Raw genomic sequence first — 22094 nt, 5'->3', positions numbered from 1 at the left:
TCGTTCGCAGCATGTCGTGTGGTCGGGCGCGGGCGCGCCGGAAATCAACCTTGTTCAGCAACGTATCCACTACCCCCGGGTACTCCAATTGGGACGAATCGTGGTGAGTCGTAGGCTGGAGCCATGGCACGAGCAGCTTCCTCGCGGACGGGCAAGGGCGAACAGCCCCGCCTCTCGGCGACGAGCCTGCCCGAGTCGGCCGAGGACGACCAGAACCGCCGAATGCGTGGCTACCTCATTTCGATGGCCATCCGGACGGTCTGCTTCATCGCGGCCGTGGCCACCTGGCAGGTCAGCCGCCCGCTCAGTGTCGTGTGCTTCGCTCTCGCTGCCGTACTGCCGTACGCGGCCGTCGTGTACGCCAACGCGACGGGCAAGCGGCGCATCGACCGCATGGGTGCCGTCACTCCCCCTCCGGTGCCTCACAAGGAGATCCATGGATCTGCGGACCGCTCTTCGCGATGACCCCGCCGAGCTGATCTGCAGCGCGAAGGGGTGCCGACGCCACGCGACGTGGGCTCTGCGGTGGAACAACCCGAAGCTGCACGACGCGCAACGACGCAAGGTCTGGCTCGCGTGCGACGAGCACGAGGTGACGCTGCGCGAGTTCCTGTCTCTGCGCGGCTTCTACCGGGACAGCGTCCGGCCCGACGCCCTGGATCCGAACGACGGCTGAGGCGCCTCACGAGAACCTGCTCGTCCCTGGTGCCCGGCGTCAGGGCGGCGAACAGCCCTACTAGGCTGGTGGGGTGTTTCGACTGCTCTCCACCAAACGCTGGCTCACGTGGTTGCTCGTCGCGACGCTGTGGGCCACGATCTGCCTCGTCGCAGGGCGCTGGCAGTGGAATCGCTGGCAGGAGAAGTCGACGATCCAGGAGCGGATCGACACGAACTACGACGCCCGACCCGTCCCGTTCGGTGACGTTCTCGAGGACGGCCGGGCCCCCGCCAAGGATGACGAGTGGAAGCAGGTTCGCGGAACCGGCACCTATCTCGGTGATGTCCGCATGGTGCGCAACCGGCCGGGCCCCGGCGGCGATTTCGGCTACGAGACCGTGGACGTCTTCGCCGTCGACGGCATCAAGGTGCTCGTCGACCGCGGGTGGGTGACCAACGGCTCGAGCGCGGCGAAGCCGAGTTCTGTTCCCGCGTCGCCGCGTGGCCAGGTGACGGTGACCGGTTGGGTGCGGCCGAGCGAGAAGAGCCTCGGCCGTCCGCCGGTCGAAGGCCAGCTCTCCTCGATCTCGACGGCCGACGCCGAGAAGGCCACGGGTGAGCAACTCGTCGACGGCTACGTCCGCATGCGCACCGAGTCGATGCCCGACGGGACGACTCCCCCGCGACCGCAGGCCCTGGAGCGGCCGTCGCAGGGCATGGCGGCCGGCATCAATCTGAGCTACGCCATCCAGTGGTGGCTCGGCATCGTCGCCGGATACGCCTTCGTCCTGATGCGCGCCCGGCGTGAGTACCTCGACGGCCTCGAGACGGCCGATCCCGCGTCCGCCGGCGAGGTGCAGGCACACGACGGCGCGACTGCCGCGCGTCCGAGGCGCGAGAAGAAGCGCAAGCAGCGGATCTGGGACGAAGAGGACGAGTGACAGGATGAAGCCATGGACTGTGGACTGAACGGACGGACGTACATCGTCACCGGCGCCTCCGGCGGCCTGGGCCTCGCGACGGCGAAGGTGCTCGCGGCGGACGGCGCTGACCTCGTCATCGCCTCACGCGACCAGGAGCGGATCGCCGCGGCGGCCGAGCAGCTCCCGACGGGCGCGAACGTGCGCGCGGTCGCGGCTGACCTCGCCGACCGGCAGACCCCCGCTCGCCTCATCGCCGTGGCCAAGGAGAGCTTCGGCCGCCTCGACGGCGCCGTCGTCTCCGTGGGTGGCCCGCCCGCGGGCAAGCTCGGTGACACGACCGAGGAGCAGTGGCGCGCAGCCTTCGACAGCGTGTTCCTCGGCGGTCTGCGCATGGCACGCGCGGTGCTCGACGAACCCTTCGAGCCGGAGGCTCAGATGGCCGTGACGATGGTGCTGTCGTCCTCGGTGAAGTCGCCGATTCCGGGGCTCGCCATCTCCAACGGTCTGCGTCCCGGCCTCGCCATGGCGGCGAAGACGCTGGCTGACGAGTACGGCCCGCGCGGTGGCCGCGTCAACGTCCTGCTCCCGGGGCGTATCGACACCGACCGTGTCCGTTCGCTCGACGCAGGCAGCGGTGACGCCGAGGCCACGCGTGCGAAGAACGAGGGCGCGATTCCGCTGGGTCGCTACGGCACGCCGGAGGAGTTCGGCCGCGTCGCCGCCTTCGTCACCAGCCCGGCGGCGTCGTACCTGTCCGGCATCGCCCTACCGGTGGACGGCGGATCTCTGCGCACCCTCTGACGGCGCTTCCCCGCCTGGGGCCGGCGCCCCCATGGCGGGTCGTTGGCGAGCCGCGAACCCTCGTTGCTCATGGGCGGTGGTCATGACGGCCCCGTCACCACCGGGTGAAGGCGTACGCGGCAAGATGCCCGGGCGTCGGCGACCGGCGTTCAGTCGTCGCTGAACTGCGTGGCGTGCAGGTCGGCGTACAGGCCGCCCGCGGCGAGCAGTTCGGCGTGCGTTCCCTGCTGCACGATGCGCCCGCCGTCGAGCACGACGATGCTGTCGGCGCGGCGAATGGTGGAGAGGCGGTGGGCGATGACGAGCGCCGTGCGCCCCACGAGCGCGTTCGCCAGCGCCGCCTGCACCGCGCGCTCGGACTCGCTGTCGAGGTGGGCCGTCGCCTCGTCGAGCACGACCACGTCGGGGGCCTTGAGCAGCAGCCGGGCGATGGCGAACCGCTGCTTCTCTCCCCCGGACAGCCGGTGTCCGCGATCGCCGACGACGGTGTCGAGACCGTGCGGCAGACGTTCGACGAGGGCCCAGACGTGCGCCGCGCGAAGGGCTTGCTCGAGATCGCGGTCGGTGGCGTCGGGGCGTGCGTACAGGAGGTTGGCCCGCACGGTGTCGTGGAACATGTGCGCTTCCTGAGTCACGACGCCGATGCGCTGGGCGACCGACTCGAGGCTCACCCCGGTGAGGTCGAGGTCCCCGACCAGGACGCGCCCCTTCGTCGGGTCGTACAGCCGGGGTACGAGCGAGGTGAGCGTCGTCTTTCCGGCACCGCTGCGACCCACGAGCGCCACGACGCTGCCCGGTGCGACGTCGAGGTCGATGTCGCGCAGCACGAGCTCACCGGCGTCGCGATCACCGCTCGAGGTCGTCTCGAGCGATGCGAGCGACACGTCATCGGCGCTGGGGTAACCGAACGAGACACCGTCGAAGCGGACGCCGAGCGGGCCCGGCCCGAGGGCGACCGCGTCATCCGCCTCACGGACGAGCGGAGGCAGGTCGAGCACCTCGAAGATCCGCTCGAAGGAGACCATGGCCGCCATGACGTCGACGCGCACGTTCGACAGAGCGGTGAGCGGGCCGTACAGCCGTCCGAGCAGGGCGGCCATGGCGAGCAGCGTGCCGACCGTCATGGTGCCGTCCACAGCGAGCAGACCGCCGACGCCGTAGACGAGTGCGGTGGCGAGCGACGCCATGAGCGTGAGGGCGACGAGGAACATGCTGCGCTGCGTCGCGATGGACACGCCGATGTCGCGCACGCGGGCGGCGCGGGCGTCGTACTGCGCCGATTCGTCGCTGCGCCGGCCGAAGAGCTTGACGAGCAGGGCGCCGGCGACGTTGAAGCGCTCCGTCATCCGTGCGCCCAGTTCGGCGTTGAGAGTCATCTGTTCGCGGGTCAGACCGGCGAGACGACGGCCCAACAGGCGCGTCGGGAGGAGGAACAGCGGCACGAGCACGAGCGCCGCCACCGTGAGCTGCCACGACAGGGACGTCATGGCGACGAGGAGCACGGCGAGGCTGACGACGTTGCTCACGACCGTCGACAGCGTCGTCGTGAACGCCTGCTGAGCGCCCACGACGTCACTGTTGATGCGCGTGACGAGCGCACCCGTCTGGGCGCGCGTGAAGAAGGCGATGGGCTGGGCGAGCACGTGCCGGAAGACGTCGGCGCGCAGGTCGAAGATGAGTCCTTCGCCCAGGCGCGCGGACAACCATCGCTGCACGACGGTCACTCCCGCGCCGAGGACTGCGACGGCCGCCACGGCGAGCGAGAGGGTGACGACGACCTGCCGATCGCGCGGCACGACACCGTCGTCGACGATGTGCTTGAGCAGCAGTGGCGTCGCGACGATCATCACCGCGTCGACGACGACGAGAACGAGGAAGACCGCGATGGTCGAGGTGTATCGCGTGGCGTATCCGCCGACGCGACGCACCGTGCCCGGAGCCAGGCGCTGGTCCTTGACCGTGGCGTCCTTCGACATCGAGCGCATCATCTGCCAGCCCGGGCCCATCATCGACACGGCGCGGCTCCTGACCTCAGCATGCGAACGGTCTCACGTCGATCAGGCGAGGGAGACGAGGTCGGCGTAGTCCGGACCCCACAGGTCCTCGACACCGTCCGGCAGGAGCAGGATGCGTTCGGGGTTGAGGGCCTCCACGGCGCCGTCGTCGTGGCTGACGAGCACGACGGCACCCTCGTAGTTGTTGAGTGCGCCGAGGATCTCCTCACGGCTGGCCGGGTCGAGGTTGTTCGTCGGTTCGTCGAGCAGCAGCACGTTGGCGCTCGAGACGACGAGCAGTGCCAGGGAAAGGCGGGTCTTCTCCCCGCCGGAGAGCACCCCGGCCGGCTTGTCGACGTCGTCACCGGAGAACAGGAACGAACCGAGCACCTTGCGCACCTCGGTCTCGCCCAGCTCGGGCGCCGCGGACTTCATGTTGTCCAGCACGCTGCGGTCGACGTCGAGGTTCTCGTGCTCCTGAGCGTAGTAGCCGATCTTGAGGCCGTGGCCCGGCAGGATGCGCCCGGTGTCCGGGGCGTCGACGCCCGCGAGCATCCGCAGCAGCGTCGTCTTGCCCGCGCCGTTGAGGCCGAGGACGACGACCTTCGAGCCACGATCGATGGCGAGATCGACGTCGGTGAAGATCTCGAGCGAGCCGTACGAGCGCGAGAGCCCCTCGGCCATGAGCGGTGTCTTGCCACAGGGCGCAGGCTTCGGGAAGCGCAGCTTGGCGACCTTGTCCTGTACGCGCTCGCCCTCGATGCCGGCGAGCATCTTCTCGGCGCGGCGGGCCATGTTCTGGGCCGCGACGGCCTTCGTCGCCTTGGCACGCATCTTGTCGGCCTGGGCGAGCAGCACCCCGGCCTTCTTCTCGGCGTTCAACCGCTCGCGCTTGCGGCGCTTCTCGTCGAGTTCGCGCGCCTGCAGATAGGCCTTCCAACCGACGTTGTACTGGTCGATCTCGCTGCGGTTGGCGTCGAGGTGGAAGACCTTCGTCACGACGGCGTCGAGCAGTTCCACGTCGTGGCTGATGACGATGAGCCCGCCGCGGTAGGTCTTGAGGTAGTCGCGCAACCAGATGATCGAGTCGGCGTCGAGGTGGTTGGTCGGCTCGTCGAGAAGCAGGGTCTGAGCACCCGAGAAGAGGATGCGTGCCAACTCGATGCGTCGGCGCTGACCACCGGACAGGGTGCGCAGCGGTTGCTCGAGGATGCGCTGCTCGAGCCCGAGACTGGAGGCGATCGACGACGCCTCGGACTCGGCGGCGTACCCGCCCTGGGCGTCGAACTCGGCATCGAGACGGCTGTAGCGACGCATCGCGCGCTCGCGCACGTTGTCATCGTCGCTGGCCATCGACGCCTCGGCCTTGCGCAGATCGGCGACGATGGCGTCGAGGCCGCGCGCCGACAGGATACGGTCGCGCGCGAGGACATCGAGGTCACCGGTGCGGGGATCCTGCGGCAGGTATCCCACTGCCCCGGAGCTGACCACCTTGCCGGCAGCGGGCAGACCCTCACCGGCGAGCACCTTCGTCAGGGTGGTCTTACCGGCACCGTTGCGCCCGACGAGTCCGACACGGTCACCGGCGGCCACCCGGAACGTGGCGCTCTCGAGCAGGATGCGCGAGCCGGCGCGCAGTTCGATGCCTTCGGCGGTGATCACAGGGCAGGGCTCCTCGAAAGAACGGTGAAGGGGTGTACGGCTCCGACACGCCGGACGGGAGCGCTCGGCTCGCGTTACATACGGCGAGACGCGTGAAGCCCCAGTAGTCTACGAGAGATGAATCGGGGTGGACGACGCCGTCCGCCTTCACAACGGAGGTTCTCTTGACGTTCAACGACAACGCGCAGCTGGACACGTCGCAGGTCGAATCCGGTGGTTCCGGAGGCTTCGGCGGTGGCCGCGGCGGGATGGGCGGAGGTACGGCCGTCGGCGGTATCGGCGGTCTCATCCTCATGCTCATCTTCGCGTTCTTCGGCATCGACATCACCGGCAGCGGTGGCGGGAGCAGCTACCCCGGCGGCGCGAGCGGCCTCAACCAGTACAGCCAGGACACGCAGGACGTCTCCGGCTCGAACGACCGGGTCTCCCAGCAGATCCAGGCCTGCAAGACGGGTGCTGACGCCAACGAGGACGACACCTGCCGCGTGATCGGAACGGTCAATGCCGTTCAGGCCTACTGGGACCAGGCGCTCCCGGACTTCACCGGCGGTCGCACCGAGTACGAGTACGCGCCCACCAAGCTCTACAGCGGCCAGACGTCCTCCGGTTGCGGCACCGCGAGCTCGCAGATGGGGCCGTTCTACTGCCCGAACGACCGGAAGGTCTACATCGACACGAGCTTCTTCCAGGAGCTGACGAGCACCTACGGCGCCGACGGCGGCAACCTCGCCCAGATGTACGTCGTCGCACACGAGTACGGCCACCACATCCAGGACCTCCTCGGGGCGCTCGGTCGCGCCCAGCAGGACCCGCAGGGGCCGGAGTCGGGATCGGTGCGCACCGAGCTGCAGGCCGACTGCTACGCGGGCATCTGGGTCAACCACGCCACGGAGGCCAAGGACAAGAACGGCACCACGCTGCTCCAGCCGGTCACCGAGGCCGACATCAAGTCGGCGCTGTCGGCCGCCTCGGCTGTGGGCGACGACCGCATCCAGCAGAAGGCCCAGGGTCGGGTGACTCCGGAGTCGTGGACGCATGGCTCGTCCGAGCAGCGCCAGAAGTGGTTCCTGACCGGTTTCCAGAGCGGCCAGTTGAACTCCTGTGACACCTTCAACGCCCAGGATCTGGGCTGAGAATCGCGGCGGATTCACGAACATGTGGGTTACCTGACAACTTGGTGCACGCTCGATTTGTATCGCTCGTGATCAGTCTGTAACCTTGCAGGGTCGCACCGAAACGGTGCGGCCCTGCTTCGTCGCTGAGTCCCGTCACGAAGGCCAGGTATCACTTCGCATGATGCGGAGCGACGGGAACGGTGCACCCAGCATCCGGGCCACTTCGGTGGTTCTTGGGGTAAAGCTCACTTCGGTGGGCCGAGAATCTAGGATCTCGAACCCGACAGGTCATGCCTCGTAAGCGCTCCTGGAAATGAATCGACATGAAGAACATGTCCCGCCGCTCCTTCATGGCCAACACCTCCAAGGTTGCCGTCGGCACGGCTCTGGCCTCCTCCGCTCTCGGCGCCGTCTCGGTTGCCAGCGCCTCGAACGCCAGCGCCGTCACGGCCGCGTCCGCGCGCCGCGCCGTGGCCAAGGCTTCGAGCCGTCGTGGTGCGCCCTACGTGTACGGCGCTTCCGGCCCGTGGCGCTTCGACTGCTCGGGTCTGACGAGCTGGTCCTACCGCCAGGTCGGCCGCTACCTGCCGCGTACGGCCAACCAGCAGTACCGCTCCTCCTACCGCGTTTCCCGCGCGTACGCCCGTCCGGGCGACCTGGCGTTCCTCACCTCTGGTGGTTACGCCTACCACACGGGTATCTACGCCGGTAACGGCATGGTGTGGCACGCTATGCGTCCGGGTACGCGCGTGTCGCTCTCGCGCGCCGGTGCCAGCTACCGCTTCGGTCGCGTCTGATCCCGCGCGGATCTCGCGAAGTTCGCGAAACGGCCCTCGTCCCTACGGACGAGGGCCGTTTCGCGCTCCTCCCCTATCCCCAATCGCCGCATCGTGGCAACGCAAGAGGGCCCTCGCCGTAAGGCGAGGGCCCTCTTGGTGCGTCGGGCGCGGCCGGCCGAGCTGCGCCGGATGACGTACGCGTCAGACGTTGAAGCCGAGCGCGCGAAGCTGCTCGCGACCGTCGTCGGTGATCTTGTCCGGGCCCCACGGCGGCATCCACACCCAGTTGAGGGTGTGGCCCGTGACGACATCGAGCAGGGACGTGGCGACCTGCTCCTCGATGACGTCCGTGAGCGGGCAGGCCGCAGACGTCAGCGTCATGTCGATGACGGCGTGCTTGCTCTCGTCGACGGTGATGCCGTAGACGAGGCCCAGGTCGACGACGTTGATGCCGAGCTCGGGGTCGACGACGTCACGCAGGGCCTCCTTGACCTCCTCGACCTCGACGCCGGAGTCGCTGACTCCCTGCGCCTGGGCGCGCTCGGGCGCCTCGGCCTCGTTGGCGGTCACGTCGGCCGTGATCTCGTTGTCGGTCATGCCTTGGTCTCCTCCGTGGTGGATGCGGCGCCCCCGGTCAGGTCGAGACCGAGTTTGCCGAGCGAGTCCTGCAGTGCGGACCACGACAGCAGGGCGCACTTGACGCGCGCGGGGTACTTCGAGACTCCGGCGAGGGCGATGGCGTCGCCGATGACTTCCTCGTCACCGGCAGCCTGGCCCTTGCTCGTGAGCATCGTGCGGGTGGCACCGAAGACCTCCTGGGCTTCACGCAGCGTGAGCCCGATGAGGTTCTCGGCAAGCATTGACGCCGACGCCACGGAGATCGAGCAACCGATCGAGTCGTAGCTGACGTCCTTGATGACGGCGTCGTCGCCCTCGCCTTCGACGTCGACACGCAGGGTGATCTCGTCACCGCAGGAGGTGTTGACGTGGTGGCTCTCGGCGCCGAACGGCTCGCGCAGGCCCGCGTGCTGCGGGCGCTTGGAGTGCTCGAGAATGAGCTCCTGGTACAGATCCATCTCAGACCTCCAGACCGAAGATGTTCGGCACCCGGTCGAGCGCCGTGAGGAACGCCTCGACGTCGTCGGCCGTGGAGTAGACGTTGAAACTGACACGGCTGCTCGCCACGGCGCGAAGACGTCGGTGCAACGGCCACGCGCAGTGGTGACCGGTACGAATGGCAACACCGGCGTCGTCGAGAATCTGCCCGACGTCGTGCGGGTGCACCCCGTCGACGACGAACGCGACCGCACCGAGCCGGGCACCTGCGTCCTGGGGGCCGAGCACGCTGACCCAGGGACGCTCGGCGAGGCCGTCGAGCGTGAGTTGGATCAGATCCTGCTCGTGACGCAGCACGTTGTCCATGCCGAGCGCCTCGAGGTAGTCGCACGCGGCGGCGAGACCGACGGCCTGGGCGGCGTTCGGCGTGCCCGCCTCGAAGCGCTGGGGCGGGGGCGCGAACGTCGTGCCTTCGAGCTTCACGATCTCGATCATCGATCCGCCGGTGAGGAACGGAGGCATCGCCTCGAGGAGTTCGTGTTTGCCCCACAGCACACCGATGCCGGTGGGACCGAGCATCTTGTGGCCGGAGAAGGCGAGGAAGTCGACATCGAGCTGTGCCACGTCGACGGGCATGTGCGGCACCGACTGGCACGCGTCGAGAACGACGAGTGCCCCGGCCTCGCGAGCGATCGTTGCGAGGTCATTGACGGGGTTGATCGTGCCCAGCACGTTGGAGACGTGGGTGAAGGCGACGACCTTGGCCCGCTCGGTGATGACCTCACGCGCCGAATCGAGGTCGACGAAACCGTCGTCGGTGATCTCGATCCAACGGAACGTGGCGCCGGTACGACGTGCGAGTTCCTGCCACGGCACGAGGTTCGCGTGGTGCTCCATCGCCGTGACGACGATCTCGTCACCGGGGCCCAGCGCGAACTTCGAGGCGATCGCCTCATCGACGCCGTCCATCGCGCCGGGCGCGCCGGCGTTGCTGAAGGCGTACGCGACGAGGTTGAGAGCCTCGGTGGCGTTCTTGGTGAACACGATGTCGTCGGCTCGCCCACCGATGAAACGGGCGATGGTCTCGCGCGCGCCTTCGTAGGCGTCGGTGGCTTCCTCGGAGAGCTGGTGGGCTCCTCGGTGCACCGCAGCGTTCACGGTGCGGTAGAAGTCGCCCTCGGCGGTGATGACCGACTCGGGGCTCTGCGACGTCGCACCGGAGTCGAGGTAGACCAGCGGCTTGTCGTCGCGGACGCGGCGCGCGAGCAGCGGGAAGTCCTCGCGCACGCGCGCCGCGTCGAACGATGCGTGAGCCATGATCAGGCCTTCGCCTCCGCAGCGGCGTTGACGTAGCGGTCGTAGCCCTCGGCCTCGAGGCGGTCGGCCAGCTCGGGGCCACCCTCCTCGGCCACCTTGCCGTTGACGAACACGTGGACGTGGTCGGGCTTGATGTAGCGCAGGATGCGCGTGTAGTGCGTGATGAGCAGGACGCCGCAGTTCGTCTCGTCCTTGGCGCGGTTGACGCCCTCGGAGACGATGCGCAGCGCGTCGACGTCGAGGCCGGAGTCGGTCTCGTCGAGGATCGCCATCTTCGGCTTGAGAAGCTCCATCTGCAGGATCTCGTGGCGCTTCTTCTCGCCGCCGGAGAAGCCCTCGTTGACGTTGCGCTCGGCGAAGGCCGGGTCCATCTTGAGGTTGCCCATGGCGCCCTTGACGTCCTTGACCCACGTACGCACCTTCGGTGCTTCGCCGTCGATGGCCGTCTTGGCCGTGCGCAGGAAGTTCGAGACGGTGACGCCCGGAACCTCGACGGGGTACTGCATGGCGAGGAAGAGGCCCGCACGGGCGCGCTCGTCGACCTCCATCGCGAGGACGTCCTCACCGTCCAGCGTGACGGTGCCCGACGTGACCGTGTACTTGGGGTGGCCGGCGATGGAGTAGGCCAGCGTCGACTTGCCGGAGCCGTTGGGGCCCATGATGGCGTGCGTCTCGCCCGAGTTGATCGTCAGGTTGACGCCCTTGAGGATCTCCTTCGTGCCGTTCTCCGTCTCGACGGTCACGTGAAGATCGCGGATTTCCAGCGTTGACATGCTTGTTCGTCCTTCTGTCAGGAAAGTTTCGGGGGTGCTCAGGCGGGGATGCCGACGAGGATGTCGTCGCCCTCGAGCTTGGTCGGATATACGTTGACCGGCTGCGTGGCCGGCAGGCTCATCGGCTCGCCGGTGGCGTAGGCGAACTTCGAGCCGTGCAGCCAGCACTCGATGCCGTCGTCCTCCACCTCGCCCTCGGAGAGGGAGACTGCGGCGTGCGAGCACGTGTCGTCGAGCGCGTGAACGTCACCGGCGGAGTCGCGCGCGATGCAGATCTGCAGGTCGTCGATGTCGACCTTGATCGCACCCGGCGTACCGATGTCGCTCAGCTGCGCCAGCTTGACCCACTCGACGTTCGCGTCGCTCATGCCTCGGCTCCTGCGCTCTCCACGAGCTCGGCCGTGGCGGCGAGTTCCTCGTCGATGGCCTCCATGAGGGGCTCGACGACCTCGGCGACACCGATCTTGTTCACGATGTCGGCGAAGAAGCCGCGCACGACGAGACGACGTGCCTCGTCCTCGGGGATGCCACGAGCCTGTAGGTAGAACAGCTGCTCGTCGTCGAAGCGGCCGGTCGAGGAGGCGTGACCCGCACCCTCGATCTCGCCGGTCTCGATCTCGAGGTTCGGCACGGAGTCGGCACGGGCCCCGTCGGTGAGCACGAGGTTGCGGTTGAGCTCGTAGGTCTCGATGCCCTCGGCCTCGGCGCGGATGAGCACGTCGCCCACCCAGACGGTGCGGGCCGTCTCACCCTGCAGGGCACCCTTGTAGGTGACGAGGGAGGTGCAGTTCGGCGCGTTGTGGTCGATGAACGAGCGGTGCTCGAGGTGCTGACCGGAGTCGGCGAAGTACACGCCGAGGAGCGTCGCCTCTCCCCCGGGCCCGGCGTAGCGGACGTTCGAGTTCATGCGCACGATGTCGCCGCCGAGCGTCACCGCGATGTGGCGGTAGCGCGCGTCACGGCCGACGAGTGCGTCGTGCTCGGCGAGGTGGAGAGCGTCGTCCTCCCAGCGCTGCACGGTGACGACCGTGAGGTCGGCGCCGTCGCCGGTGACGATCTCGACGTTGGCCGTGACCTGGGCCGAGCCGGTGTGCTCGAGGATGACGAGCGCCTTGCTGTGCTGCTTGGCCTCGATGACGAGGTGAGCGTTGGCCCGCTTGTCGCCACCCTTGCCGTCGACCGCGATGCGCACCGGTGTGGCGAGCTCGGCCTCGGCCGGGATGACGACGTGGTCGGCGTTCGGCGTCAGGGACGACGCGAGAACCGAACCACGGTCGCTCGGCACGAGCACGGTGCCGCGCGGAGCCTCACCCTCGGCGAGCGTGCCGGACTCGAAGCCCTCGCCCGTCACGGTGACCGTGACGGCCTCGGGGTCGGTCTGCTTCTCGGCGAACAGCGGCGAGAGGCGGTCGACGGGCGTGAAACGCCACTCCTCCTCGCGGCCGCTCGGGACACCGAAGGCACCCAGGTCGAAGGACTTGCGGCGCTCGGCGCGCGACTGGTCCGGGATCGTGGCCCCGTGGCTGTGGTCACCCGAGAGAGTGGCCTTGTCTGCCTTGCCCATTTCTGGCGTGACGGCGGTCATCAGCCGACGGCTCCTTCCATCTGGAGTTCGATGAGGCGGTTGAGTTCGAGTGCGTACTCCATCGGCAGCTCACGCGCGATGGGCTCGACGAAGCCACGCACGATCATCGCCATGGCCTCCTCTTCGCTCAGGCCGCGGCTGCGCAGGTAGAACAGTTGGTCCTCGGAGACCTTGGAGACGGTGGCCTCGTGACCCATCTGCACGTCGTCCTCGCGGACGTCGACGTAGGGGTAGGTGTCCGAACGCGAGATCTGGTCGACGAGCAGGGCGTCACAGACGACAGAGCTCTTCGAGTGCTCGGCGCCCTCGAGCACCTGCACGAGACCGCGGTAGGAGGTACGGCCGCCGCCACGGGCCACGGACTTCGACACGATGGTCGAGCTCGTGTTCGGCGCGGCGTGGACCATCTTGGCGCCGGCGTCCTGGTGCTGGCCCTCGCCCGCGAACGCGATCGACAGCGTCTCGCCCTTGGCGTGCTCGCCCATGAGGAAGACGGCCGGGTACTTCATCGTCACCTTGGAGCCGATGTTGCCGTCGATCCACTCCATCGTGGCGCCCTCTTCGCAGGTGGCGCGCTTCGTCACGAGGTTGTAGACGTTGTTCGACCAGTTCTGGATCGTCGTGTAGCGAACGCGGGCGTTCTTCTTGACGACGATCTCGACGACGGCCGAGTGCAGGGAGTCGGTCTTGTAGATGGGGGCGGTGCAGCCCTCGACGTAGTGAACGTAGCTGCCCTCGTCGGCGATGATCAGCGTGCGCTCGAACTGGCCCATGTTCTCCGTGTTGATACGGAAGTAGGCCTGGAGCGGGATGTCGACGTGGACGCCCGGCGGCACGTAGATGAAGGAGCCACCCGACCACACGGCCGTGTTGAGCGCGGCGAACTTGTTGTCACCGGCGGGGATGACGGAGCCGAAGTACTCCTTGAACAGGTCCTCGTGCTCACGCAGACCGGAGTCGGTGTCGACGAAGATGACACCCTTCTCCTCCAGGTCCTCGCGGATCTGGTGGTAGACGACCTCCGACTCGTACTGCGCGGCGACACCAGCGATGAGGCGCTGCTTCTCGGCCTCCGGGATGCCGAGCTTGTCGTAGGTGGCCTTGATGTCCTCGGGAAGCTCGTCCCACGTGGTGGCCTGCTTCTCCGTGGACTTCACGAAGTACTTGATGTTCTGGAAGTCGATGCCCGTGAGGTCGCTGCCCCAGTTCGGCATGGGCTTCTTCTCGAAGAGGTTGAGCGACTTCAGTCGAAGCTTCTTCATCCACTCCGGCTCGTTCTTGCGGTCCGAGATGTCGGTGACGACATCCGGCGACAGGCCGCGCTTGGCGGATGCGCCGGCGGTGTCGGAGTCCGCCCATCCGTACTCGTAGCGGCCGAGGTCGGCGAGACCTGGGTTGAGCTCCTCGATCGTGCTCATCGCTGCTCCTCCTCGTGTGGGGCGGCATTGTTTCGGTCGGTGGTGATGGTGGGGATGAACGTGGTGCACACGTGGTCGCCGTGCGCGAGCGACGCGAGCCGCTGGACGTGGACGCCGAGAACCTCGGAGAACACCTCGGCTTCCGCTTCGCAGAACTGGGGGTGGTTGGCCGCCACATGCTGTACCGGGCAGTGACCCTGGCACAACTGGACGCCCGCGAGCGGCGTGCCCTGCGCCACCGGGCGTGTGGACGCTGCGAAGCCCTGGCTGCTCAACGCGCCTGCCAGGGCGCGGGCGCGGGCGTTCGGGTCGTCACCGGCGGCGTCCACGAGGGGCTTGACCGAGTGGGCGATCTCACGGGCGCGCTCACGAGCGACAGCCTCGACGGCCTCGTCTCCCCCGACGCGCACGAGGTGCCCGAGAACCTGGTTGGCGAGCGTGTCGTACCCGGCCGTCATGGCGGCGTGGCCGGCGTCGGTGAGGACGTAGGCGCGTGCCGGCCGGCCGCGGCGCTTGGCTCCCGACGACGGGGCCTCCCGCTCGGCGATGAGACCGTCCGCGACGAGCGCGTCGAGGTGACGGCGCATGGCGGCCGGAGTGAGGCCCATGCGCTCGCCGAGTTCGGCGGCGGTGACAGGGCCGTGTTCGGAAACGGCGAGCCGGACGCGTTCGCGCGTCGGCACACTCTGGGGTGCAGCAGGACTCGCAGCGGCTCCTGGGTTCACAGGCTCCGGCGTCATCGCCTCGCACCTCCTTCGATCGCTTCGTCGACGTGGCCACGTCGAATCTCCATCGAAATTAACAACACCCATGTTGCGTAATTCGATTCCCTGGCGAAACTGAGGTTCACCTCACTTCGACCGCCGGGAGACGCCGTGTGGCCCCCGAGTACGCTGTTTCGGTGCCTCATCCCCCGTCGCCCGCAGTGAAACGACCCGAACCGGCCGAACACGCCGTTGTCGTCGACGGTGTGTCGCACGCTTACGGCGGTGTGGAGGCATTGCGCGACCTGTCGTGGCACGCGCCGGCCGCAGCCATCACGGCGCTTCTCGGGCGCAACGGCGCGGGCAAGACGAGCGTCGTCGAGATGGCCGAGGGACTTCGCCGACCGGACTCCGGCTCCATCCGCGTGTTGGGAGCCGAGCCGTGGAACGCGGACGCCGCCCACCGTGCGCGTGTGGGCGTCATGCTGCAGGACGGCGGCCTGCCAATGGGGACGAAGCCCCTCGCGCTCCTTCGCCATCTCGCGTCGTTCTACGCCGAGCCCCGTGACATTGACGAACTCGCCGGTGCGCTCGACATCCCCACGTTCAACCGCACCTCCGTGCGGCGCCTCTCGGGCGGTCAGCGCCAGCGCGTGGCTCTCGCGGCCGCCATGATCGGACGACCCGAGGTGCTCTTCCTCGACGAACCGAGTGCCGGCCTCGATCCGCACGCTCGCCGCGACGTCTGGGATCTCGTCGAAGCCGAGCGGGAGCGCGGCGCGAGTGTTGTCGTCACGACCCACTCGTTCGAGGAGGCGGAGCGCCTCGCCGACCACGTCGTCGTCATGAACGAGGGCCGGTGCGTCGCGCAGGGTTCCCTCGCGGACGTCACGGACGGCCGTTCGCTCGAGGACGTCTACTTCGACCTCACCGGGAAGGGAACGCCGTGAACACTGCCGTGGAACGAAACGCGAATCCGGCCGCACCCGCCCCGGCTCGGGTTCGCGCACAGGCCCTCTTCGAAGGGCGCACGCTGCTCTCCCACGGCGAGCAGCTCATGGTCTCCGTCCTGCTTCCGGCGTTGGCGTTGCTCGGGCTGCACTTCAGCTCCACGCCGGACCTCGGGCCGGGACGACGCATCGACCTCGCCGTTCCGGGCGTGCTGGCCCTCGCGGTGGTCTCGACGGCATTCACCGGTCAGGCGATCGCGACGGGCTTCGATCGTCGTTACGGGGTGCTACGTCTGCTGGGGGTGACGCCCTTGGGCAGCCGCGGTCTCATGCTCGCCAAGGCTGCCGCTGTGGCCGGCGTGGTTCTCGTGCAGACCATCGTGCTCGGTGGCCTCGGCTTCGCCCTGGGCTGGCAGCCGCGCATCGACGGTGTTCTTCCGGCCGTCCTCTTGTTGGCTCTCGGGTGCTGGGTGTTCGTGGCCCTCGCCCTCACGGTGGCCGGTCGGATCCGCGCCGAGGGCGTTCTCGTCGTCGCCAACCTTCTGTGGGTGCTGTTCGCCGTCGGCGGCGGCCTGCTCATGCCCACCTCGCGCTACCCCGACGCCTGGGCAGCTGTCGTGAAATACCTCCCGACGGGCGCGCTGGGTGACGGTCTGCGCGGCGCGTTGACCGGCCAGGGAAACACCGTGGTGCCGATGCTCGTCCTCGTGGTCTGGGGCGCCCTCCTGACGTTCGTGGCCGCGAAGGCCTTCCGCTGGAGCGACTGAACCTCACCGTGAGGGTGAGCCCTCTCGGGCCTGGACACGGGTCTGGCCCCCCACCACAAGGGTGAGGCGCCCGACGCGTGTGGGTCGGCCCCCCGAGCCTCAGAGCTCGTCCAACTCGCCCTTCGCGTACTTCGTCTGCATCTCTTCGAACTCCCCCGACTCGGCGAACTCCTTGAGCTCGTCCTGCGTCTTGTTCGCGATGCTGCGCTCGGTCTTGTTGAGCTTGCGGTTGGCCATCACCACGTCGTTGGTGACGGGGCGTCGCTCGTCCTCGTAGGCCCGCAGCGCGGTGTCCACGGCCGCACCGTCCCTGAGGTCGACGCCGGTGAGGTGCTCGGCGATCGCCTGGCCGTCGAGAATGGCCTGTGAGCCCCCGTTCGCACCGATGCGGTGCATCGGGTGGCCGGCGTCGCCCATGAACGTCACGCCGCCTTCGCCCCACGAATGCAGCGGCTCACGATCCGTCATCGGGTAGCGCAACACGTCGGTCGACTCGGCGACGAGACCTTCGATGTCGAGCCAGTCGAATCCCCAGCCCCGGAACGTCGGGACGACGTCCTTCGGGTCGGTCGGCTCGTTCTTCGTGTCGTCGCCCGAGATCGTCCGGGAGTCAGCCTCGGGCACCATGGCCACCCAGTTGATGAGTTCCTCACCCTCGTTCTCCACGTCGCGGGAGATCGGGTAGGCGAGGAAACGCTTCTCCTCCTCGCCGTCGATGAGCGTCATGGTCGCGCCGTCGAGGAATGGCTCCCGCACTGCGGTGCCGCGGAACATGCGCGTGCCCTCCCAGTGGAAGGACGGGTCGGGGTGCAGTTGCTGACGCACTGATGTGTGGACACCGTCGGCGGCGAGGAGGACGCGCGCTGTGACCTTCTCCGCCTGTTCCGAGTCGCGGTCGGTCACTGTGACGTTCACGACACCGTCGCTCAGCTCGAACCATCGACGCGCTGACCGGTGCGCACCGCGTCGGATCCGAGGCGCTCCAGAACGGTGTCGAGCAGCATGTTCTGCAGTTCGCCGCGGTGCACAGCGATCTGCTGCTCTTCCGGCGATAAGGTGCGCTCGGCGAGCAGCGCTCCCTCGCGGGTGAGGTAGCGCGCCGACGACGTCGGAGGTGGTTTCGGGTGAAGTGGACACCTCGATCCTTTCCGTCGGACACGTTCGGAAGGTACGGAAGACGCCCGGAGCTCCATAGCGTCGCTATTCGCGGCAACCGTTGAACGTTCGTTCACATACCCGGTGCGCATGTGACGCACTCGCGTCCGACCGGTGGCGGGGGCGTGACGGCGTCCGACTACCCTGGAGAGGTGACCACCTCCCCCGCTTTCGTCCCACCTCCGGCCGAGCCTCGCGAGGGTGTCCGAGCCGACAAGGCACCGGTTCACCCGTGGCTGCGCCGTCTGTTCTGGCTCAACCTCGCGGTCGAGATCGGCATCGTCATCACGGGTGGTCTCGTCCGCCTCACAGGCTCCGGGTTGGGCTGCCCCACCTGGCCGCAGTGCGTGCCCGGCTCGTTCACGCCCGTCGAGCACCAGGAGCAGAGCTACCACAAGTACATCGAGTTCGGGAACCGCACGCTGACCGGTCTCGTCTCGGTGGTCGCACTCGCTCTCCTCATCGGCATCATCAAGTGGGCGCCTCAGCGCAAGGGGCTGCGCGTCCCTGTAGCGGGTGTGCTCGGTGGCATCGCCCTGCAAGCGATCGTCGGTGGCATCACGGTGCACATGGAGCTCAACCCCTTCATCGTGGCGCTGCACTTCCTCATCTCGATGCTGCTCGTCTCCGCTTCGGCCTGGCTCATCTGGCGCGGCCGCGAGGGCGACGGCGAGCGTCGCCTCCTCGTCGTGCGGCCCATCGAGGTCACCGCGTGGTTGACGACGGCCGTGGCCTTCGTCGTTCTCGTGCTGGGCACGATCGTCACGGGTTCGGGCCCGCACTCGGGTGACGCCGTCGCGCCGGCCCGCACTGGATTCGACCCGCGTTCGGTCTCCTGGCTGCACGCGGACGCCGTCATGCTCTTCGTCGGCCTCGTCATCGCCGTTCTCCTCGCGCAGAAGGTGACGAAGGCATCGCAGCAGTCCGTGAAGATGTGGACGGGCCTCCTCGTCGTCACGCTCGCGCAGGGCGCCATCGGATACGTCCAGTACTTCACCGGGCTGCCCTGGGTCATCGTGCTCGTCCACATGTTCGGCGCGGCACTGCTCGTCACCTACATGACGTGGGCGATGTGCTCTCTGCGCGAGCGCATCTGACGCTTGGCACACACAAACGCGAACGCCCGCCCTGCACGAAGCAGGGCGGGCGTTTCGTCGTTGTCCGCCGAAGCGGACAGCGACTCAGCCGGTCACCGCGAAGTACCACAGCGGGTCGAGGGCCACACCGATGAACAGCAGCGTGAGGTAGCTGATCGAGTAGTGGAACAGGCGCATTGGCTTGAGCACCGAGTACGGCGCACCCTCCTTGGCACGCTTGAGCAGCATGTGAGCCTCGAAGAGGAAGACGCCACCCGAGATGACGGCGATGGCCGTGTAGATCCAACCCATCGGTGCGATGGGGATGAGGGCGAACGACGTCAGGACGGTCACCCACGAGTAGGCGACGATCTGCTTGCCGACGGCGAGGTCCTCGGCGACGACCGGCAGCATCGGCACGCCGGCGTTGGCGTAGTCGTCCTTGAAGCGCATCGACAGCGGCCAGTAGTGCGGCGGCGTCCAGAAGAAGACGACGAGGAACAGGACGACGGCGGCCCAGGACAGCGAGTCCGTCACGGCGGCCCACCCGATGAAGACGGGCATGCAGCCGGCGACACCGCCCCAGACGATGTTCTGCGACGTGCGGCGCTTGAGCAGGACCGTGTAGAAGCCCACGTACAGGGCGATCGCCGCGAGAGACAGCAGCGAGCTGAGCCAATTGACGAGCAGACCGAGCCACAGCGTTGCGGCCACACCGAGCACGATGCCGAAGATCAAGGCGTTGCGCGGCGAGATGGCACCCGTCACGAGGGGGCGACCCTCGGTGCGGTGCATGAGCTTGTCGATGTCACGGTCGAGGTAGCAGTTGAGCACGTTCGCCGACGACGCCGAAAGCGTGCCACCGATCAAGGTGGCGATGATGAGCCACGCGTTCGGAATGCCGCGCTCCGCGAGAAACATGACCGGGAAGGTCGTGATGAGCAAAAGCTCGATGATGCGCGGCTTGGTGAGCGAGACGTAGTCACCGATGACCGTCTTGAGGGGACGCTTTCCACCCGCGGCGCCATCAGGGCGCGAGGTGTCGGTGTCTGGTTCGAGCGCTGTCACGACGTCCTTCACGAATGCTCTCGGGGGTGACGGGCAAGACCCCGTCTTGGGGCCAGTCTACTCAGCGTGACTGCGCCCCTCGAAGAGGACTAGTGTCGGGGTCGAGAACGAATCCGATGCGAAGGAGCATTCCCCGTGACGACGGAACAGCCCACCACCACGTGGCAGCGCGACGAGTCGCTCGCGTCCCCCAAGGCCGACAAGGTCGGTTGGTCCGACGTCGACAAGCGAGCGGTCGACACCGCGCGCCTGCTGGCAGCCGACGCCGTTCAGAAGGTCGGCAACGGCCACCCGGGTACGGCCATGAGCCTCGCGCCCGTCGCATACCTGCTCTACCAGAACGTCATGACCTACGACCCGTCCGACACCGAGTGGATGGGTCGTGACCGTTTCGTCCTCTCGTGCGGCCACTCCTCGCTGACGCAGTACACGCAGCTCTTCCTCTCGGGCTCCGGCCTCGAGCTCGACGACCTCAAGGCGCTTCGCACCTGGGGCTCGAAGACGCCGGGTCACCCGGAGGTCCACCACACCAAGGGTGTCGACATCACCACCGGCCCGCTCGGTTCCGGCCTGTCCTCCGCCGTCGGTATGGCCATGGCACAGCGTCGTCAGCGGGGCCTGTACGACCCGAAGGCGCCGGCCGGCGAGTCGCCCTTCGACCACCATGTCTACGTCATCGCCTCCGACGGCGACATCATGGAGGGCGTCGCCTCCGAGGCCAGTTCGCTCGCCGGCCACCAGGAGCTCGGCAACCTCACCCTCATCTACGACGAGAACTACATCTCGATCGAGGACGACACGAACGTCTCCTTCTCCGAGGACGTTGCGAAGCGCTACGAGGCCTACGGCTGGGACGTGCGCATCGTCGACTGGCGTGGCTCGGCCAAGAACGGCCCCTACACCGAGGACGTCGACGCCCTCTTCGAGGCGATCGAGGCCGGCAAGAAGGTGACGGACAAGCCGTCCATCGTCGTGCTGCGCACGATCATCGCCTACCCGGCTCCGACGAAGCAGAACTCCGGCAAGGCCCACGGTTCGGCCCTCGGTGACGAGGAGATCGCCGCCACGAAGAAGCTGCTCGGCTTCGACCCGGAACAGACCTTCCAGGTCGACGACGAGGTCATCGCGCACACTCGCAAGGCCGTCGAGCGTGGCCAGAGGGCGCACGCCGCCTGGCAGGAGAAGTTCGACGCGTGGAAGTCGGCCAACGCCGACGCCGCAGCGCTGCTCGAGCGCGTCGTCGCGAAGAAGCTTCCGGACAACCTCGCCGAGTCCCTGCCGGTGTTCGACGCCGACGAGAAGGGCATCGCCACCCGCGCTGCCTCTGGCAAGGTGCTCAATGCCCTCGCCGATGTCGTGCCCGAGCTGTGGGGCGGAAGCGCCGACCTCGCCGGATCGAACAACACGACGATGGACAACCAGCCGTCGTTCATCCCCTCGGACCGCTCGACGGACACGTGGACGGGTAACCCCTACGGCCGCACGCTGCACTTCGGCATCCGTGAGAACGCCATGGGCATGATCCTCAACGGCATCGAGCTCGAGGGCCTCACGCGCGCCTACGGCGGCACGTTCCTCGTGTTCTCCGACTACATGCGCCCCGCGGTGCGTCTCGCAGCCATCCAGCAGCTCCCGTCGATCTTCGTGTGGACGCACGACTCCGTCGGTGTCGGCGAGGACGGCCCGACGCACCAGCCGATCGAGCACCTCACCGCGCTGCGCGCCATCCCGAACCTCGCCGTCGTCCGTCCGGGCGACGCGAACGAGACGGCGCAGGCGTGGAAGAAGATTCTCGAGACCACCGACCGCCCGACCGGCCTCATCCTGAGCCGTCAGGAGATGCCGACGCTGGACCGCTCCGAGTACGCCTCGGCCGACGGCGTAGCCAAGGGCGGTTACGTCCTCGCCGACTCCGAGGGCGAGCCCAAGGTCATCCTCGTGGCCACCGGCTCCGAGCTCGGCCTCGCCGTCGCGGCCCGGAAGGAACTCGAGGCCAAGGGCGTTGCCACCCGTGTGGTCTCGATGCCGTGCCGTGAGTGGTTCGACGAGCAGGACGACGCCTACAAGGAGAGCGTCCTGCCGAAGAACGTCACGGCCCGCGTCGCCGTCGAGGCGGGGCACCCGATGAGCTGGTACGACATCGTCGGCACGCACGGTCGTGTCGTCGGTATCGACCACTACGGTGCCTCGGCCGACGCCAAGACCCTCTTCAAGGAGTTCGGCTTCACGCCCGAGAAGGTTGTCGAAGCCGCTGAAGCCTCCATCGCAGCAGTCGAAGGAAAGTGAGTACTTCC

The 22094-nt window shown here is 67.9% G+C and carries 23 protein-coding genes and 1 riboswitch; of the genes, 10 read left to right on the top strand and 13 right to left on the bottom strand.

The features are described from left to right. Nucleotides 1-123: 123 nt before the first annotated feature. From AA983_RS13480 to AA983_RS13465, 4 genes are all read left to right on the top strand, one after another. The gene (locus AA983_RS13480) at nt 124-465 is read left to right on the top strand and encodes a DUF3099 domain-containing protein (RefSeq protein ID WP_052947150.1); all 342 of its coding nucleotides are present in this window, start codon (nt 124-126) and stop codon (nt 463-465) included. Beyond that, complete coding sequence (locus AA983_RS13475) at nt 437-676, top strand: hypothetical protein (RefSeq protein ID WP_047312795.1); 240 nt, start codon at nt 437-439, stop codon at nt 674-676. Before AA983_RS13480 ends, AA983_RS13475 begins: the two co-directional genes overlap by 29 nt. Before the next feature lie 73 nt (nt 677-749). Continuing rightward, entirely contained in the window at nt 750-1598 is an 849-nt protein-coding gene (locus AA983_RS13470) for an SURF1 family protein (RefSeq protein ID WP_047312794.1), read from the top strand. 12 nt (nt 1599-1610) lie between these two features. Further along, nucleotides 1611-2381, top strand: coding sequence for an SDR family oxidoreductase (locus tag AA983_RS13465; protein ID WP_047312793.1), 771 nt, complete (start codon nt 1611-1613; stop codon nt 2379-2381). Between the two features lie 149 nt (nt 2382-2530). Here AA983_RS13465 and AA983_RS13460 read toward each other — a convergent pair whose 3' ends face one another. Both AA983_RS13460 and AA983_RS13455 read right to left on the bottom strand, forming a co-directional pair. After that, nucleotides 2531-4387 carry an ABC transporter ATP-binding protein gene (locus AA983_RS13460; protein ID WP_047312894.1) on the bottom strand — a complete coding sequence of 619 codons (1857 nt, stop codon included), beginning with the start codon at nt 4385-4387 and terminating at the stop codon, nt 2531-2533. 51 nt (nt 4388-4438) lie between these two features. Next, nucleotides 4439-6037 carry an ABC-F family ATP-binding cassette domain-containing protein gene (locus AA983_RS13455; RefSeq protein ID WP_047312792.1) on the bottom strand — a complete coding sequence of 533 codons (1599 nt, stop codon included), beginning with the start codon at nt 6035-6037 and terminating at the stop codon, nt 4439-4441. A gap of 164 nt (nt 6038-6201) precedes the next feature. Between AA983_RS13455 and AA983_RS13450 the strand changes: the two genes are divergently transcribed. After that, nucleotides 6202-7170, top strand: a complete 969-nt coding sequence (locus tag AA983_RS13450) for a neutral zinc metallopeptidase (protein WP_047312791.1) — start codon at nt 6202-6204, stop codon at nt 7168-7170. A 113-nt stretch (nt 7171-7283) separates the two neighbouring features. Then, nucleotides 7284-7471: riboswitch (cyclic di-AMP (ydaO/yuaA leader) on the top strand. A 4-nt stretch (nt 7472-7475) separates the two neighbouring features. Then, nucleotides 7476-7949: a C40 family peptidase gene (locus tag AA983_RS13445; protein WP_052947149.1), complete on the top strand. Its 474-nt coding sequence runs from the start codon at nt 7476-7478 to the stop codon at nt 7947-7949. A gap of 183 nt (nt 7950-8132) precedes the next feature. On the opposite strand, the gene AA983_RS13440 is transcribed toward AA983_RS13445, so the two are convergent. The 8 genes from AA983_RS13440 to AA983_RS13405 are packed head-to-tail and all read right to left on the bottom strand — an operon-like array spanning nt 8133 to nt 14820. After that, the gene (locus AA983_RS13440; protein ID WP_225910765.1) at nt 8133-8528 is read right to left on the bottom strand and encodes a metal-sulfur cluster assembly factor; all 396 of its coding nucleotides are present in this window, start codon (nt 8526-8528) and stop codon (nt 8133-8135) included. Beyond that, the gene (gene sufU / locus AA983_RS13435; RefSeq protein ID WP_047312790.1) at nt 8525-9007 is read right to left on the bottom strand and encodes a Fe-S cluster assembly sulfur transfer protein SufU; all 483 of its coding nucleotides are present in this window, start codon (nt 9005-9007) and stop codon (nt 8525-8527) included. The genes AA983_RS13440 and sufU overlap by 4 nt, the downstream gene beginning before the upstream one ends. Before the next feature lies 1 nt (nt 9008). Further along, nucleotides 9009-10304, bottom strand: a complete 1296-nt coding sequence (locus AA983_RS13430; RefSeq protein WP_047312789.1) for a cysteine desulfurase — start codon at nt 10302-10304, stop codon at nt 9009-9011. Nucleotides 10305-10306: 2 nt separating this feature from the next. Beyond that, complete coding sequence (sufC, locus tag AA983_RS13425; protein WP_047312788.1) at nt 10307-11077, bottom strand: Fe-S cluster assembly ATPase SufC; 771 nt, start codon at nt 11075-11077, stop codon at nt 10307-10309. A 38-nt stretch (nt 11078-11115) separates the two neighbouring features. Next, nucleotides 11116-11445, bottom strand: a complete 330-nt coding sequence (locus AA983_RS13420) for a non-heme iron oxygenase ferredoxin subunit (RefSeq protein ID WP_047312787.1) — start codon at nt 11443-11445, stop codon at nt 11116-11118. Beyond that, nucleotides 11442-12662 (bottom strand): Fe-S cluster assembly protein SufD, encoded by a 1221-nt coding sequence (gene sufD, locus AA983_RS13415; RefSeq protein WP_047312786.1) that lies wholly within the window; start codon nt 12660-12662, stop codon nt 11442-11444. The genes AA983_RS13420 and sufD overlap by 4 nt, the downstream gene beginning before the upstream one ends. Further along, a complete protein-coding gene (gene sufB / locus AA983_RS13410; protein WP_047312785.1) occupies nt 12662-14080 on the bottom strand; it encodes a Fe-S cluster assembly protein SufB in 1419 nt (472 codons plus the stop codon). The genes sufD and sufB overlap by 1 nt, the downstream gene beginning before the upstream one ends. Beyond that, nucleotides 14077-14820 carry a metalloregulator ArsR/SmtB family transcription factor gene (locus AA983_RS13405; protein WP_052947148.1) on the bottom strand — a complete coding sequence of 248 codons (744 nt, stop codon included), beginning with the start codon at nt 14818-14820 and terminating at the stop codon, nt 14077-14079. Before AA983_RS13405 ends, sufB begins: the two co-directional genes overlap by 4 nt. Nucleotides 14821-14981: 161 nt before the next feature. Here AA983_RS13405 and AA983_RS13400 point away from each other — a divergent pair, with 161 nt between their 5' ends. Beyond that, nucleotides 14982-15734, top strand: a complete 753-nt coding sequence (locus tag AA983_RS13400) for an ABC transporter ATP-binding protein (protein WP_047312890.1) — start codon at nt 14982-14984, stop codon at nt 15732-15734. Beyond that, complete coding sequence (locus AA983_RS13395) at nt 15731-16501, top strand: ABC transporter permease (RefSeq protein WP_231579614.1); 771 nt, start codon at nt 15731-15733, stop codon at nt 16499-16501. Before AA983_RS13400 ends, AA983_RS13395 begins: the two co-directional genes overlap by 4 nt. 99 nt (nt 16502-16600) lie before the next feature. On the opposite strand, the gene AA983_RS13390 is transcribed toward AA983_RS13395, so the two are convergent. Then, entirely contained in the window at nt 16601-17416 is an 816-nt protein-coding gene (locus AA983_RS13390) for an FAD-dependent monooxygenase (protein ID WP_052947146.1), read from the bottom strand. A gap of 11 nt (nt 17417-17427) precedes the next feature. Beyond that, the gene (locus AA983_RS15700; protein ID WP_197079024.1) at nt 17428-17748 is read right to left on the bottom strand and encodes a hypothetical protein; all 321 of its coding nucleotides are present in this window, start codon (nt 17746-17748) and stop codon (nt 17428-17430) included. A 60-nt stretch (nt 17749-17808) separates the two neighbouring features. Between AA983_RS15700 and AA983_RS13385 the strand changes: the two genes are divergently transcribed. Continuing rightward, complete coding sequence (locus AA983_RS13385; RefSeq protein WP_197079023.1) at nt 17809-18753, top strand: heme A synthase; 945 nt, start codon at nt 17809-17811, stop codon at nt 18751-18753. An 84-nt stretch (nt 18754-18837) separates the two neighbouring features. Here the strand turns inward: AA983_RS13385 and AA983_RS13380 are convergent, their stop codons facing one another. Next, nucleotides 18838-19800: a heme o synthase gene (locus AA983_RS13380; protein WP_255352633.1), complete on the bottom strand. Its 963-nt coding sequence runs from the start codon at nt 19798-19800 to the stop codon at nt 18838-18840. Nucleotides 19801-19935: 135 nt separating this feature from the next. On the opposite strand from AA983_RS13380, the gene tkt reads away from it, so the two are divergent. Further along, on the top strand, nt 19936-22086 hold the full coding sequence (gene tkt, locus AA983_RS13375) for a transketolase (protein WP_047312783.1): 2151 nt from the start codon (nt 19936-19938) through the stop codon (nt 22084-22086). The last annotated feature ends 8 nt before the right edge of the window (nt 22087-22094 follow it).

It is taken from the genome of Dermacoccus sp. PE3 (assembly GCF_001021715.1).
Lineage (GTDB): Bacteria > Actinomycetota > Actinomycetes > Actinomycetales > Dermatophilaceae > Dermacoccus > Dermacoccus abyssi.
This window is presented reverse-complemented; position numbering and strand designations above follow the sequence as displayed.